We start from the raw sequence: 14,480 nt of genomic DNA on the forward strand, positions 1-14,480 counted from the left end.
CTATGTGAATAAAAAAAGAGTGCATCAGCCGTGGTTATGACGGCTAAGCACTCTCTTCTTCCAATTCCGTATTCTTATACTTTATAATGCAGCAAGACGATATCTCCGCGCTGTTCCACTTGCCGCAATTCGAAAGTACTTGGCGGTGTACCGTTCGGGAATAAAGGTATGCCTTGCCCGAGCACTTTAGGGATGATGGCAATAATTGCTTCCTCCATCAGCCCTTCCTGCATAAAGGCCTGAACCATTTGACCTCCACCCACCAGCCAAACCGCACCTTCCGATTGAATTTTCAAACGAGGCACAAGATCAGTCAGTGCTTCATTCGTATAAGTCACGTTCGGTTCATTCTGATATTGCTCCGGAGTTCGGGTAGTTACATAACACGGCTTTCCGGCATAGAGAAAATCATCTGAAAGCTTCAATATCACATCATACGTGATCCTGCCCATGATGACGGTGCCTATCGTACTGTAAAAGTCCGCATACCCGTTGTCGCCGCCATCTCCCTTCACATCGTTCAGCCATTCTACCGAGTCATCCGGAAGCGCAATATACCCATCGAGACTCATCGCAATATACAGTACAACTTTGTTGTCTTTTTCTTTATTCATTGTTCATCGCTCCTTTCTATCACCTATGCTACAATATATTTATGACATTCTTTGTCGTAGTTATTTTTTTCGTTAAGTTAGAGGGGGAGTCTTTCATGAATGAACGTAGAATTGCTCTGATGCGAATACTGGATTCCCGCAAGAAGTATACGGCACGAGAGCTTGCCGAGCGTTTTGACGTGTCTATCAGAACCATACAACGAGACCTTGATTATTTACAGCAGACCGGTCTGCCTCTCTATACCGAAACCGGTCCGCATGGCGGGTATCGGGCACTTCCCAACCGGCTGCTGCCTCCTCTTCATCTTGCCCGGGACGAGGCCATGGGACTATTTCTCATGCTGAAGCTGCTGGAGCATATTCCCGACATTCCCTTCGGTGAGGTTCGTGAGCATTTATCCGAGCATTATTACGCTGAGTTACCACAGGATGTGCAGGAGTGCATCGATCAACTGAAGGACTATGTCTCATTTCGGATGGTACCCACTCATGCCGAGTCACCCTATACTTCTCTCATTTTGGAGGCGGCGATGAATAAACAGCGGGTGAAACTGCTGTATCGCTCTGCTGCTGGAGAAAGATGGTCTGAAGTATATCCCGTTGGTCTTTACTTTGATCATGGATACTGGTACATGCCTGCACATAGCAGGGATCGGATTATTCTTTATCGGTCGGATCGGATTATCGAAATGACGAAACGAAATGAATTCTCCCCTTCTCTGCCTACTCTTAAGGAATGGCTGGTGGCGGATGATCCCCGTGAAGGCGTGCCTGCTAAAATCAAATTTACGCCGCTCGGTGTCCGGCTGGCAGAATCAGACCCTCTATACCAACATGTTTACCAGCAGGAGTGGCAAGGAAACATTCCTCCAGAAGAATTTGCCTATGCAGCCAGACTTCTTCTAAAATATGGACCTGATGCTGAGGTGATATATCCTATGGAACTCCGGGAGATGGTCAAGCAGCTCCTGCATGACAGCCTTAAACCCTATTTACAAAATATAAAGCCTGACGAATATATATAAGAGACTTGATCATCAGACCAAGTCCCTTTTATTAATTAATATTATTAATATTTAATGTGATTATTTCAAGGCTTCCCAAATGTTCTCAATCTGACGAGCCCCTTTGGTTTCTAGTTCCTTGGCCTTTTCCAAGAGTATGATTGCCTGTGGCGAACAATCCTGATCATTGGGTTCTCCGCCGTCAGGATATGGGAATAACGCATGAAGCTCATCGAATACAAGAGCAATTTGCTTATAGGTTTCTGCAGCTTCTTCAATCAAAACACCTGTATTCCCGCTCGCATCTGCCGGCTCATTCCATGCAAGAGCAACTTCTTTCAGAAACTGAGAAGCATATTTTCTGCTGTCTCCAAAAACCACGATATTATATGCATTTCCGTTGGGCTCGACTGTTTGATTGCGGAAAGCTTCGCACCACGCATCATAAGCAGCGAGTCCTTTAACTGCTTCAGCTGGAACCTTGGGTTCCGTACCATTATAATGCTGTGTGATCATATGAAAAGCACCTCGAAGCTGATCTTTGAGTCCGATATTGAACGATGCATCAACAGCCAGGACAAAGATCTCTTCCATGACCCCTCTTCCTAAATGATCGTAGAAGAGGGTATCCTTGCGACCGCATTCATTGATATAAAGACATCTTTGTTCATCATCATATCCGTGCACCATCCCGAATTCCGGAATACATAAATCCCAGGCCATGACCGGATAGCCCCGACCCAAAGTATGATGTATCAAATCCAGGGCCTCCGGAAGTGCCTGGTGAATATCCCGCTTCTGCATTGCTTTGAAACTCTTTTCCGAGTCATCTAATAAGTTTGCGTTCACGCCGATCAGTGGAGTCATTCCATCCACAACGCGGGAGGTCAGACCCATATTGCGTAGCCCTCTTGGGAATACATCTGCGAAGTCATATGCCGTAGGCCCGGCAATATGCACATTTCCCGGCAGAATGTTGATACGAAAAGCCAGACCCGTTAACCCCATGACCATGGCTAGCGAATGCTTTTTGCCAGCTGCATTCACCAATGTGTACAGCATGTTCCCTGCCGTGGACCAAGAAGATCCTTTTGCATGTATTTGTTCCTCCGATAAAATAACCTTGCTCATAATTCCCCAATCCCTTCTTGTCCGTAAGTAGGAGTCAACGGTGACGCGGATTCGTTCCTGAATCACTTTTTTGCGGGAGCGGGACAGGATTTGATACACATTGGCGGAAGATAAGCTGAATTCCCGGGCAATCTCCTGCGGTGACAGCTGATCGAAGAAATGCGACTCAAAGATCTGCCGTTCCCTTGGTTTCAGGCAGGCGATAATGTTCAATAGCACACGCTGAGTCTCCTGGCGCATCAATCGTTCTTCCGGAACGCCAGCCTGCGCTGCCTCCTTATCCATGGATAGGCTTACCCGTTTCAGCACGTAGTCCAGCTGGTTCCATTTCTCCGCTTGTTCCTCGAGAGAGGACAAACCCGCCTCCAAACTGGTAAAGGTGCTTTCCTGTCTTTGTCCCTCTTTTTTCAGCAGGGTCATGGCTTGGTTACGTACAATCCGATGCATCCAGGGCAGGAATCGCTCAACATCGACAAGCTTACCCAGATGTAAAAAGGCTCTGATCAGCGCATCCTGAACGATATCTTCTGCAGCATGGGCTTCCTGTACCATACTTCTCGCATAACCAAATACCTTGGACCGATGTCTGCGGACAAGCTCACCAAACGCCTCCTGACTTCCGGTTTGTGCCTCTTTAACCAATGCTGCATCTTCCATCTCTCCCCATTCCATAGCCGTTTCCTGCAAGTGATTCAACTTGATACCCCTCTCATAACGTTGACTTACTAGATAGACTTCAGAAAACGAAGATTTCTGACAAAGTCGGGGAATTATTTTTAAATAAAACCGTTTACCATTGGCAAACGGTTTCATCTTCATTCTATTTTCCTTCGTATATAAACCGCTCATCCCGTACTTCTTCCTGAAGACGATGCAGCTCCTTTTCCATGACTTCGACGATATTCTCATAATCCGGGTCGTTGTACACGTTAATCATTTCCTGCGGATCTTTTTTGAGATCGAACAGCTCCCACTCCGGCACCTTTGATTCATCGACGGAACCATTTGTACCTAGTGCATCCGCGTAATAATAAATCAGCTTGTATTGATTCGTTCTGATGCCGTAATGCGCGTATACACCGTGCTCGGACAAATGCTCCCAATAGCGGTAGTACATTGATTTACGCCATCCCTGCGGATCTTCACCTTGGAGAATAGGGCGGAAGCTATAGCCTTGCATGGAATCCGGTATTTCGATCCCCGCATAATCCAGAAATACGGATGCGAAATCCACATTCAGAACGATATGCTTATCCACGCTTCCTGCTGCAATTTCTCGCGGATATCGGATCACAAACGGCATACGCAACGACTCCTCGTACATAAACCGCTTGTCATACCAGCCATGGTCTCCAAGGAAAAACCCTTGATCAGAGGTATAAATGACAATCGTATCCTCACGTAAGCCCTCCGCTTCCAGATAGTCCAGCAGCCTTCCTACATTGTCATCAACCGAGGCTACACAGCGCAAGTAATCTTTAATGTACCGCTGGTACTTCCAGCTCTTGAGCGCTGCACCCTCAAGATGCTCCGGAGGGTCGATTTTCAAATCCCGCTTCGTTAAATCACGGTCAATCCGCATAATCGCGGCCTCTGCCGCACTTGCCCGATTGGAATAATCATCGTTGAACGTTTCCGGCTCCGGAATATCGATATCCTCGTACATATGCGCATGCTTTTCATCCGGAATCCATGGCCGGTGGGGTGCTTTGTGGTGGCACATCAGGAAGAAAGGCTGCTCCTTATCCCTTTTCTCCAGCCAATCAATCGACTTGTCTGTAATGATATCCGTAGCATAGCCTTTTTCCGTAATACTGCGTCCCATTTCAATAAAGCTCGGATCATGATAATCTCCCTGTCCCGGGAGAACGCTCCAGTAATCGAAGCCAGTCGGATCACTCTCTCCCCCATGTCCCAAATGCCATTTGCCAACGATGGCCGTTTGATAGCCGTTCTCCTGAAGCAGTTTCGGCATGGTGAGCTGGCGTCCATCCAGACGGTCTGACAAAGTTCTGACTCCGTTGATATGGTTATATGTACCTGTCAAAATACTTGCACGGCTCGGTGTGCAAATCGCGTTCGTACAAAAACAGTTGTCCATCCGCATTCCTTCCTTGGCAATCCGGTCAATCTGGGGTGTTTCATTAATTTTGCTGTCATAACAGCTCATGGCATGAGCCGCATGATCGTCACTCATAATAAAAAGAATATTGGGACGCTTACCACGGTTTGTACTCATCTGAAAGATTCCCCTTTGCTATGTTATCGTGATTGCAGCATTTCTTTCCGATAGTGATCGGGTGTCTTGCCTGTGGCTTTCCTGAACATACGGATAAAATAATTGGTTTCCATGCCGACATACTTGGCGATGTCCTTCACTGGCATGCCTGCCTCAGACTTCATCAAGTCAATCGCTTTTCCGAGCCGCATTTTCTGGACATACTGCAGCATACTCAGACCATAGGTCTGCCGGAACAGCCGATTCAGGTATTGATGCGTATAGCCGAGGGACTGGGCAACATTGGATAAAGAGATATTTTCATTGTAATGTTCATTTAAATACTGCGCAGTTTGCCGGACGACGACACCGGCAGGATCGGAATCCAATAGTACAGGCACTTCCTTTTCTAGCGGATTATTTGTTTTCATCCTCTCCATATCCAGAAAAAGTCCGTACATCATTCTTGCCCCGTCCCATTCTGCTCCTTCTTCATTGGCATCCGCGAGCTCCCACAGCTCATCTAACGTACACCAAATCAGGTCAATATCAGGACAATCATAAGGCAGACATGGATGTATACCGAAATGCTCCATCAAGGGGGATATCCGGGTACCTGAGAATGAGACATACCCGACAACCCATTCCTCGTCGCCCGCAGGATGATATTCATGAGGCAGCTCAGCCGGAAGATACAAATACTGCATCGGGCCAAGCACAAATTCATCATGACCAGCAATGCTGATCCTGCCTTTTCCAGATCTCGAAAATAACAGCTGATGTGTCGAAAAACCTTCCGGCCGTTTCATCGGATTCTGTTTGTTATAACCGACGGTATGCGCATATAAAGGCATCGGATTCACAGGGGGTCTAAACAGCCGGATTATACGCATATCCAAGCTTCTCTCCTCCCTCCATATTCAATTTGTTATACCCATTTCAAAAAGTCCGCTATGAATAAAATCAAGGTTATTATAATATTTAGGTGTGATTTTGACAATGGGCAAAAGGAGATCATTCAAAATGTTATATGGTTCCTGCTATTACCCGGAACATCGTACTTCATCGGAATGGACTGAAGATTTAAGCTTGATGCAAACAGCAGGTCTGAATGCAGTAAGGATCGGTGAATTTGCTTGGACACGACTCGAGCCTGCCGAAGGCCGATATGATATGGAATGGCTTGACGAATTCATAAAAACAGCAGCTCGATATGCGGTTTATATTGTGTTGTGCCCGCCGATGCGGACCGTGCCTGCCTGGCTTGTCGAAAAGAATCCTTCCATCCGGATTGAAACGAGTGAAGGAGTTCTGCTTGAGTATGCCAGCCGTTATTCCTTCTGCATTAACCACCCATTGCTTCGTCAAAGATCGTCTGCTCTTGCATCCGTTCTTGCACAAAGATATGGAGACCATCCATTTGTTGCCGGCTGGCATCTGGATAATGAAATCGGAGATGAGCCTGACTGCCACTGCCCGGTATGCAAGGAGCATTGGCAGAATTGGCTGAAATCGAAATACAAGAATATAGATAACTTGAATCAAGCATGGGGAACGGTGTTCTGGTCCATGGAATATTGTCATTTCGGTCAGATATCTACACCAAGAGCAACTAAAACTGTTTTCAATCCCTCCATGATGCAGGCGTGGAGACAGTTTAGAAGCAGTGTGAATACCGAAGTGGTCAAGCTGCTGGCCGATGCCATACAACCTCAGCTATCAAACATTTCTTATATTTCAACCAACAATCAAATGCCCTGGAATAACCACACAGACTATTATGAAATGGCCGAACTGCTGGATATAACAGGCACGAATTACTATCCGCCGTATGGAGAAAACTGCAGGTCGCTTGCATTCGGACTCGCGGCTAACCGAAGCTTCAAAAAAGCACCGTTTCACGTTTATGAGCTTCGCAGTGAAGGTCATTCCATTATTGGCGCAGCATCCAACACACCCGAACCCGGTGAATTGGAGCGATTAACACTGCATACGATCGCAAACGGCGCGGATGCCGTGTTCTATTTTCCCTGGAAACGATTTCCCTACGGCGCGGAACAAAACCACGGCGCACTGACCGATTATGCCGGTAAGCCGACCCGGATCTATCACGAATGCGAACGCATAGGTTCCAAACTGCGGCGTATCGCTTCTATGCTGTCGGGATCGATGGTCGTAAGCGACATTGCAGTGCTATATGATTTCCCTTCGCGCTGGCATGCGGAGGAGCCTTCTCCCTGGACGGGAGAAACCGGACTTTATATGAAACAGGTTAATACCCTGTACCACACGGTCCGCAATCTGGGCTTCAACTGTGACGCGGTAGGACGAAACGGCAATTTTACTGCCTACAAATTACTCCTGGTTCCGATGCTTCCGCTTGTGGATGATGAGCTCGTTCATAAACTGGCTGAATTTACCGCGAGCGGCGGCATCATCCTATTCCATCCAATGTGCGGGATCAAAGATATGGATGCCTGCTATTACCCCGATCGCATGCATGAGGGGCTTAAAGAACTGCTTGGGCTCCGCCATTTGGAGACGGCGTCCTCTTCGGCATCGCATCCGGTATATTTCACCTGGAGGAATCACCAATATCATGGCAGGTTCTTCCAAGAATTGATCAAATCAGAGGGCTGTAGCGTCGAAGGTGAATTTGCAAGCGAGTGGTATGCCGATTATCCGGCAGTGATAAAAAACAAATTCGGAAAAGGCGAATCATGGATGGTCACGACTTTTGCGGAGGAAAGCTTCTACAAGGATCTGATTGGGAGCCTGACAAGCTCGCTTGGAATCTCTGAAATCTTGGGAGTTGGGGTTACCCCTCCATCCGAGTTAGAAGTGACGCTAAGAGAGGCAGCTGACGGCACGAGCTTTATTTTCATATTGAACTGCACCAATAAGACGGTTGGCATGGAGCTTACCAATACGTATCCGGATATTTGGAATGAGGAAAGTGTATCCGGTGAAATCATGTTTGCACCACATCAAGTACGAATCTTGGTAAGAGACAACTCTTAATGCCAGTGCAATATTCTCAGACAATTAGACTTCCATGGCAACTTATCAGATGAAACCTGAATGTTTAAAATCCATATACGATTCCTTGTACCCAAAAAAGGCCCGGACAATTTGTCCGGACCTTATCTATAGTTCAGTCAGCAATCAGCTTCATGATCTTCGCCGCGGTCTCTTCGCCGTTCGCGATGCAATCTGGAATACCGACCCCGTAGTAGGAGCAGCCAGCCAGCAATACATTCGGCATCAGCTCTTCCATCTTCGCTTCCAGTGACTTCACAATCTGGTGATGCGTAATATGATAGTTCGGCATCACTTCATGCCACTTGGTCACATCATAGGTCAGCGGCTGGCTTGATATACCCAGGCTCGTTTTGATATCTTCCATACCGACCTGAAGCAGCTCATCTTCCGTAAGCTTCACCAGCTCATCATAATGTGGATTGGTACTCTTGTAAAAGAGTCTGACGAGCAGTCTGCCTTCTGTTGAGGTATGCTCCCATTTCCGGCTTGTCCAAGTGCAGGCATTGCATTTTACGTCTTCACTGTCTGAGGTGATAAATCCCGTTCCATCTGCCGGCAGATCTTCGTCTGGCACATCAAATGCTATATATACGCTGATCAGCGAACTGTTCTTGAATTGGCTAAACTCTTCATCCAGTGAAGCATTTCTTAACAGCTTCTGAGCTGAAGCGGACAGCGTGCTAAGCACGACAACATCGGCCTCAAGTAAACGTCCATCCATGAGCGTGATTTCATAACCACCGTTTGCTAGGGGCTTTAAATCCTCTGCAGCAATGCCTTTAATAATCTTGGAATTTGAAAGTTGATTTTCGATTCCATCAATCAGCCCTGATACGCCCTGCTGGAACGACAAAAACTTCTTGCCGCCGCCACTTTGGAATTTGGCCTTATTCTCAGATAACCCTGTAATGATGCTTCCGTATTCATTTTTAAAATCAATTAGATACGGCAATGTGGAAGCGATGGTCAAATCACTCAGCTTTCCTGAATAAACGCCTGACAATACCGGGCCAATTTGCTTTTCCACGAATTCTTTACCAAGAAAGGCTTCCAAAAAATCGCCAACCGAATCATCTTTGGTAAAACGTTCATTCGGGGTAAACAAGTCTTTTAGCGCTTCAACCTTGCCTTCAGCCGATACCAGCTCCGTAGTTGCCAGCGACTCTATGCTTGTTGGAATGCCGAATACCGCATCCTTCGGAATTTGCTTCAGCTTCCCGTCGGAATATATGTAGGAAATACCCGTCGCATTATAGACCACTTGATCTTTTAGCCCTATTTCCTCAATCAGTTCTGCAGCATTGGTCTTACGCGTTACGATAGAATCCGCCCCTGTCTCCATGGTGAATTCCCCGTTCTGAACCGTTCTGATTTTGCCGCCTAACCGTTCGTTTGCTTCTACAACCGTAATATGAATTTCACTACCGCTCTCAAGGGCGTTTTTTTGCAAATAATAAGCAGTAGATAAGCCTGTAATGCCGCCGCCGATCACAACAACCTTTTTCAAAATCCGGACACCTGCTTCCGTCGTAATATTACATGATTTTATTATATCACAGGGATTTTACCGATTTGGCATACCCATATGTGACGTTAATCTGACAAAAAAGAAGAAACGGCCGTGCCGCCACCTGGCAGCCATTCCGTTTCCACTTCAAACTCTCGTGCGCGTGATGAACCCATTTTGGCAATATTCTATTGAGGATCAGAGGCGGGGTGAACTTGATCTTCATTCTTTACACCCTTGCCGTTCTTATCTTTCTTTTCCTTCTCCTCTTCATCTTCCCTCAGGCTGCTCTTTACTACGCCATAAGCGATATATCCCAGGAGTCCCATGAACAAACCTGTACCCACGACGATATAAATCATGGTGAAAATTTTACCGAATGCAGTCTGAGGTACAAAATCAGGATGGCCTACCGTACTTAAGGTCGCAATGCAAAAATACAATGCATCGATAACAGACAAACCTTCCTCGCGTGTATAAAACAAAGTGCCTGATAGCAGCACAAACAGAATCACAACAAATAATACTTGAAAATTCTTGTGCTTGAAGGCATGAAAAAGACCGCTTAGAAGACGCTTTAATGTCAGCAGAAATGAAATCATGGGTGTATATTCACATACTTTCTATGTAAGTTCATTCTAGCTACCTGTTCAAATAAATTCATTAAAACGGAAACGTCAATTTCTGATTCGAAATTTTCTCGCCTGTTTCCTTATCCATGATTTCGATCCAGGCTTCATTTCCGTCCCCCAGAAAACGGACCGGTACTTGTGTCCACAGAAGGAGCCTGTTATTCTCCACCACAAAGGTGGTCTCTTCTTCAACATGTCCAACTTTCAGGTTGCTAATCATATCGCCGAAAAGGACACCCTTATGATCCGCCCCCATAAAAGTGATACCGACTTTTCCATGGCGATTAAGATTAAGGTCCAACACCAGATTGATTACGTGATCATCCACACCATAAGTAATGGAGCCGAGATTCATCTTTAACGTGCTCGCTTGGGCCGTATGGATGGTGTTTACCTCATTCAATATGGACAGGCGCAGCTAAGCTGTATCCTAGGATAAAAACAGCGATAATGGTAACGCCCCAAAACAGCCGTACTCTCTGCCGATTCATCATGAATTCACCTCCAAATATATCCAATTATAACACAAGATATAAGCCAATTAGCGTAATTAGCAATGTCGGGATTGTCAAAATGATGCCTGTTTTAAAATAAGTCCCCCAGGACACCTTAACCCCTTTGGAAGAAAGAACATGGAGCCAAAGCAACGTTGCAAGCGAGCCGATCGGCGTAATTTTAGGCCCAAGATCCGAACCGATCACATTGGCATAAATCAAAGCTTCTTTAACCGCTCCGGTGACATGAGCCGCATCAATCGCCAGCGCATCAATCATGACGGTAGGCAGATTGTTCATGATCGAGGACAGGAAAGCGGCAATAAAACCCATGGAGATCGTTGCTGTAAATACCCCATGCTGCGCCGTATTGCGGATCACTTCAGCAAGCAGATCCGTCAATCCCACATTACGAAGTCCGTATACGACCACATACATGCCGATGGAAAAGAACACGATCGCCCAAGGTGCTCCCTTCAGCACTTCCTTGACTGGAATCACGCTGCTTCGTCCGGCCATAAGCAGGAAGAAGATTGCGATCACACCCGCAACAATGGATACGGGAATATTCAGAAATTCGCTTACAAAATACCCGATGAGCAGAAGCGCAAGCACGATCCATGACAGCCTGAACAGCTTCGGATCCTTAATGGCTGCAGAGGGTCTCTTGAGCTGCATCGTATCAAACCGTTTGGGAATACTGCGGCGAAAATACAAGTACAAAACCGCAATACTGGCCAGCAAAGCAAAAAGATCTGGCACAATCATCTTACCGGCATACTGCATAAAGCTGATCCCGAAAAAGTCTGCAGAGACGATGTTTACCAGATTGCTGACGACAAGCGGCAGCGAGGTGGTGTCTGCAATAAAACCGCTGGCGATGATAAAAGGAAGTACTTTCTTTTCATCGAGATTCAGCGCTCTTACCATGGCCAGTACGATGGGCGTCAAAATTAGCGCAGCCCCGTCATTGGCGAAAAGGGCGGAAACGATCGCGCCAAGCACAGAGACGTACACAAACATGCGCACACCATTCCCCCGCGCAGCTGCCGCCATATGAAGTGCAGCCCATTCAAAAAATCCGATTCGATCCAGAATCAGCGAGATCAGTATAATAGCAACGAATGCCAGCGTGGCATTCCAAACGATACCGGTCACATCCAGCACATCACGAAAATCCACAACGCCGGCGATCAGTGCGAGTACGGCACCTCCGCAAGCCGACCAGCCGATCGATAAATGCTTTGGCTGCCAGATGACAAGCGTTAATGTGACAATAAAAATAACGAAAGCAAGTATAATGGATAACAAGTGACAACCCTCAATTCTGTTTTCTAAAGAACATATGAGTATAAGGCTTATTTACAAATCTGTCCCGGTTCCTTCTTGTTCAGCAAAGACAATGTATCCGTTGTTCCTGGCATGTACTCAAGCACTGACTGAATATAAGGTTTGTCCTGAACACGAAGCGAATAATAGACCCACTGCCCTCTTCTGGCCTCATTCACGATGCCATGGGACTTCAGTTTTCTCATGTGCTGGCTGATTCCGGGCTGGGATATGGATAATACCTCTACAAGCTCACAAACGCACCACTCCCGGTCTTTTAGCAAGCAAAGTATGGTAAGCCGGGTTTTATCGCCAAGAAGCTTCAGCTTCTCCGCAGCATCCATAATCTGATCCATCAGCGAACCTCCTAACCCACCTGAATTTTAAAAAAATAGTATATAAGCATATGATTATATTGTATGTCTGATAGATCCGTAAATCAATAAGAAATACGCTGCTGATGTAAACAGAAAAAAGCCACCTCATAGGCGGCTTGGAATCTTACCATTTTACAATTCTATCGGCGCAGACCACATTAACAGGTGGTGGCGGCATCGCCATGAACAGCAGCACAGGCAGAACGGAGAGAATCATAATCATCCAGCTGCGGCGGAGTGTTGCCGATGGATTCTTCGATCCCGGCAGAAAAGCAAGAACAATAGAATGAACCACCAGCGGCAGGCTGAACATATAGCTTGCGCCCGGCATCAAAAGCTGTCTTCAGCCGAATGATATTTATCCCAGCTGCCCACGTAAGCAAAATTCAAGCCCGGAATATGCCTACTTGATCCTTGAACTTGGAAGCCTTCCAAAATTCCTTCGCTCCCAGTAATCCCCCTTCCTCCCCATCCGTAATCACAAACAAGATATCGTAAAGCGGCTTACCTAACCGTCATCAGTCGCACCCGGATCCCTGGCGATGATACGGTAACTTCATTAAGCTAACGGGCAGTTTAGCGCAACAATGCAATGACAGCTCCGAAACTCAACTATTGCACCCAATTTGTTTAAGTTCAATGCCTAAAATCCCATAAGATCCTTTACATGTTCCGCATTTTTTTTAGATGTTAGTTTTTCGAGTAATAAAAATGCAACATCAAAAGCAGTGCCTGGATTTGAAGATGTAATAATATTTCCATCCTGAACAATTAAATCATTTTGTACAACTGCGCCGAAATTTTTTAACTGCTCTTTTCGTTTACTGGTTGGATGATTATATGTGGTAGCTTTTTTCCCTTTAAGAATGCCGCTTTTGCCAAGTGCTAATGATGCAACACAGATACTAGCAATCGGTTTCTGCTTGGAATAAAAATGTTGAATTACACTTAAAAATGGCTTACTGAAGGCATCCTCGTAAAATCCAGCTTCTTCAAATCCTCCTGGAATAGCTAGTGCATCAAACTCATCTAGTTGAATATCGTTGACCGTTTTTTCAGGTATAACAGTAAAATTCCATGTACAGTCTAATTTATTCCGAAGACCCACTGTTACGACCTCAGTTGATCCATCTCCCTCCCATTTATTCCAACCTAGTACATCTGTAAATATACTAGCTTCTACTGCTTCAAATCCGTTAGCTAATAATAATAATATCTTTTTCATATTCCAAACCCCCTCCTGATATCCTCATTTTATAAGAATATAGAAGGCTTATGAATAATTCGGAAAAGGATTTTTTGTTATTTGACTTTACTTTATTAATAATTTTACTTATTCTATTTTATAAAAAAAGGTTGGGTATTTTATGGATCAAATTGATAAAAACATCGTGAGAATATTACAGTCGAATGCAAAAATTTCCATGAAGGATTTAGCAGAAGCCGTTCACTTATCTTCTCCATCCGTAATTGAGCGAGTACGAAAGTTAGAGGAGCAACAAATTATTGAGGGTTACCATGCACGTGTTTCTCTAAAAAAAATGAACCGTCCAATTTCTGCAATTATATTGTTTGAATCAACGGATTGTAAATCATTAGCAAACTTTTGCCGTAATCATCCAGATGTACTTGAGTGTCACAGGGTAGCAGGGGAAATTAGCTATATTGTCAAATTAGCAACGTATTCTGTAGAGAGTTTAGAACAATTTATTGATGATTCAATGCAATATGGTACGCCCTCAACAAATATCGTGTTATCTTCTTATGAACAAAAAGTAATCGACCCTTTTACTAGTGAAGAATAGAAATCCCGGTTTAACACAGATAGTTAAAATGGAGCCGCTTTGAGGAAGTGGCTTTTTGTTTATCAAATAGTGCACTCAACCGAGAAAACCAAAGAAAGGATAAGGGCGTCGTTTTAAATATTGTGAAGCAAGTAGACTCCAAATAGAATCGGTGACGGAATCGTAATGGGCGGACATCATTAATGCCTTGCCTTCTTTTGAGCCTTTGAGCGTAGCAATAATGTTATTCAGCGTAACATCACAGATATAACTCCTATAAAACTTCGAAACAAGCTCTGATTGATGCTGTTAGAATGCATTCCAATATCTCCATATCTAATCTTGTAA

Annotated in this window: 14 protein-coding genes and 2 pseudogenes; 3 read left to right on the forward strand and 13 right to left on the reverse strand. The window is 45.3% G+C overall.

Going from position 1 to position 14,480, the window contains the following annotated elements; genetic code table 11:
• Positions 1–74: 74 nt before the first annotated feature.
• Positions 75–614, reverse strand: a complete 540-nt coding sequence (locus E6W40_RS12730) for a dihydrofolate reductase family protein (RefSeq protein ID WP_136605790.1) — start codon at positions 612–614, stop codon at positions 75–77.
• Positions 615–709: 95 nt separating this feature from the next.
• Between E6W40_RS12730 and E6W40_RS12735 the strand changes: the two genes are divergently transcribed.
• A complete protein-coding gene (locus E6W40_RS12735) occupies positions 710–1,639 on the forward strand; it encodes a helix-turn-helix transcriptional regulator (protein WP_136605791.1) in 930 nt (309 codons plus the stop codon).
• Positions 1,640–1,699: 60 nt separating this feature from the next.
• Here E6W40_RS12735 and E6W40_RS12740 read toward each other — a convergent pair whose 3' ends face one another.
• The 3 genes from E6W40_RS12740 to E6W40_RS12750 all read right to left on the reverse strand — a co-directional run bounded on the left by E6W40_RS12740 (position 1,700) and on the right by E6W40_RS12750 (position 5,860).
• The gene (locus tag E6W40_RS12740) at positions 1,700–3,445 is read right to left on the reverse strand and encodes an RNA polymerase sigma factor (protein WP_246072989.1); all 1,746 of its coding nucleotides are present in this window, start codon (positions 3,443–3,445) and stop codon (positions 1,700–1,702) included.
• Between the two features lie 124 nt (positions 3,446–3,569).
• Positions 3,570–4,988, reverse strand: coding sequence for a sulfatase family protein (locus tag E6W40_RS12745; protein ID WP_136605792.1), 1,419 nt, complete (start codon positions 4,986–4,988; stop codon positions 3,570–3,572).
• A gap of 23 nt (positions 4,989–5,011) precedes the next feature.
• Entirely contained in the window at positions 5,012–5,860 is an 849-nt protein-coding gene (locus E6W40_RS12750; RefSeq protein ID WP_246073077.1) for an AraC family transcriptional regulator, read from the reverse strand.
• Between the two features lie 130 nt (positions 5,861–5,990).
• Here E6W40_RS12750 and E6W40_RS12755 point away from each other — a divergent pair, with 130 nt between their 5' ends.
• Complete coding sequence (locus E6W40_RS12755) at positions 5,991–7,988, forward strand: beta-galactosidase (RefSeq protein ID WP_168928912.1); 1,998 nt, start codon at positions 5,991–5,993, stop codon at positions 7,986–7,988.
• A gap of 133 nt (positions 7,989–8,121) precedes the next feature.
• Here E6W40_RS12755 and hemG read toward each other — a convergent pair whose 3' ends face one another.
• From hemG to E6W40_RS12790, 8 genes and pseudogenes are all read right to left on the reverse strand, one after another.
• Positions 8,122–9,516, reverse strand: a complete 1,395-nt coding sequence (gene hemG / locus E6W40_RS12760; RefSeq protein WP_136605795.1) for a protoporphyrinogen oxidase — start codon at positions 9,514–9,516, stop codon at positions 8,122–8,124.
• Between the two features lie 266 nt (positions 9,517–9,782).
• Positions 9,783–10,118, reverse strand: a pseudogene (locus E6W40_RS12765) (potassium channel family protein); the annotation flags it as partial.
• A 61-nt stretch (positions 10,119–10,179) separates the two neighbouring features.
• Entirely contained in the window at positions 10,180–10,551 is a 372-nt protein-coding gene (locus E6W40_RS12770) for a hypothetical protein (RefSeq protein WP_136605797.1), read from the reverse strand.
• Positions 10,552–10,666: 115 nt separating this feature from the next.
• Positions 10,667–11,953: an arsenic transporter gene (locus E6W40_RS12775; protein ID WP_281281454.1), complete on the reverse strand. Its 1,287-nt coding sequence runs from the start codon at positions 11,951–11,953 to the stop codon at positions 10,667–10,669.
• Between the two features lie 47 nt (positions 11,954–12,000).
• Positions 12,001–12,327 carry an ArsR/SmtB family transcription factor gene (locus E6W40_RS12780; RefSeq protein ID WP_136605798.1) on the reverse strand — a complete coding sequence of 109 codons (327 nt, stop codon included), beginning with the start codon at positions 12,325–12,327 and terminating at the stop codon, positions 12,001–12,003.
• A gap of 145 nt (positions 12,328–12,472) precedes the next feature.
• On the reverse strand, positions 12,473–12,679 hold the full coding sequence (locus E6W40_RS12785) for a hypothetical protein (RefSeq protein ID WP_136605799.1): 207 nt from the start codon (positions 12,677–12,679) through the stop codon (positions 12,473–12,475).
• A gap of 55 nt (positions 12,680–12,734) precedes the next feature.
• Positions 12,735–12,842 (reverse strand): annotated as a pseudogene (locus E6W40_RS30375) (hypothetical protein); the annotation flags it as partial.
• A gap of 149 nt (positions 12,843–12,991) precedes the next feature.
• Positions 12,992–13,573 (reverse strand): DJ-1/PfpI family protein, encoded by a 582-nt coding sequence (locus tag E6W40_RS12790; RefSeq protein ID WP_136605800.1) that lies wholly within the window; start codon positions 13,571–13,573, stop codon positions 12,992–12,994.
• Between the two features lie 142 nt (positions 13,574–13,715).
• Here E6W40_RS12790 and E6W40_RS12795 point away from each other — a divergent pair, with 142 nt between their 5' ends.
• Positions 13,716–14,153, forward strand: coding sequence for an Lrp/AsnC family transcriptional regulator (locus E6W40_RS12795; RefSeq protein WP_136605801.1), 438 nt, complete (start codon positions 13,716–13,718; stop codon positions 14,151–14,153).
• 75 nt (positions 14,154–14,228) lie between these two features.
• Here E6W40_RS12795 and E6W40_RS30490 read toward each other — a convergent pair whose 3' ends face one another.
• A complete protein-coding gene (locus tag E6W40_RS30490; RefSeq protein WP_136606975.1) occupies positions 14,229–14,399 on the reverse strand; it encodes a M28 family peptidase in 171 nt (56 codons plus the stop codon).
• Between the last annotated feature and the right edge of the window lie 81 nt (positions 14,400–14,480).

It is taken from the genome of Paenibacillus dokdonensis (assembly GCF_004916975.1).
Lineage (GTDB): Bacteria > Bacillota > Bacilli > Paenibacillales > Paenibacillaceae > Paenibacillus_AQ > Paenibacillus_AQ dokdonensis.

Excerpts from the sequence above, each read along its gene's own strand:
- E6W40_RS12745 (WP_136605792.1), bottom strand. The coding sequence starts at position 4,988 with ATGAGTACAAACCGTGGTAAGCGTCCCAATATTCTTTTTATTATGAGT.
- E6W40_RS12795 (WP_136605801.1), top strand. The coding sequence starts at position 13,716 with ATGGATCAAATTGATAAAAACATCGTGAGAATATTACAGTCGAATGCA.
- E6W40_RS12755 (WP_168928912.1), top strand. The coding sequence starts at position 5,991 with ATGTTATATGGTTCCTGCTATTACCCGGAACATCGTACTTCATCGGAA.
- E6W40_RS12780 (WP_136605798.1), bottom strand. The coding sequence starts at position 12,327 with ATGGATCAGATTATGGATGCTGCGGAGAAGCTGAAGCTTCTTGGCGAT.
- E6W40_RS12750 (WP_246073077.1), bottom strand. The coding sequence starts at position 5,860 with ATGCGTATAATCCGGCTGTTTAGACCCCCTGTGAATCCGATGCCTTTA.
- E6W40_RS12735 (WP_136605791.1), top strand. The coding sequence starts at position 710 with ATGAATGAACGTAGAATTGCTCTGATGCGAATACTGGATTCCCGCAAG.
- E6W40_RS12790 (WP_136605800.1), bottom strand. The coding sequence starts at position 13,573 with ATGAAAAAGATATTATTATTATTAGCTAACGGATTTGAAGCAGTAGAA.
- E6W40_RS12730 (WP_136605790.1), bottom strand. The coding sequence starts at position 614 with ATGAATAAAGAAAAAGACAACAAAGTTGTACTGTATATTGCGATGAGT.
- E6W40_RS12785 (WP_136605799.1), bottom strand. The coding sequence starts at position 12,679 with ATGCCGGGCGCAAGCTATATGTTCAGCCTGCCGCTGGTGGTTCATTCT.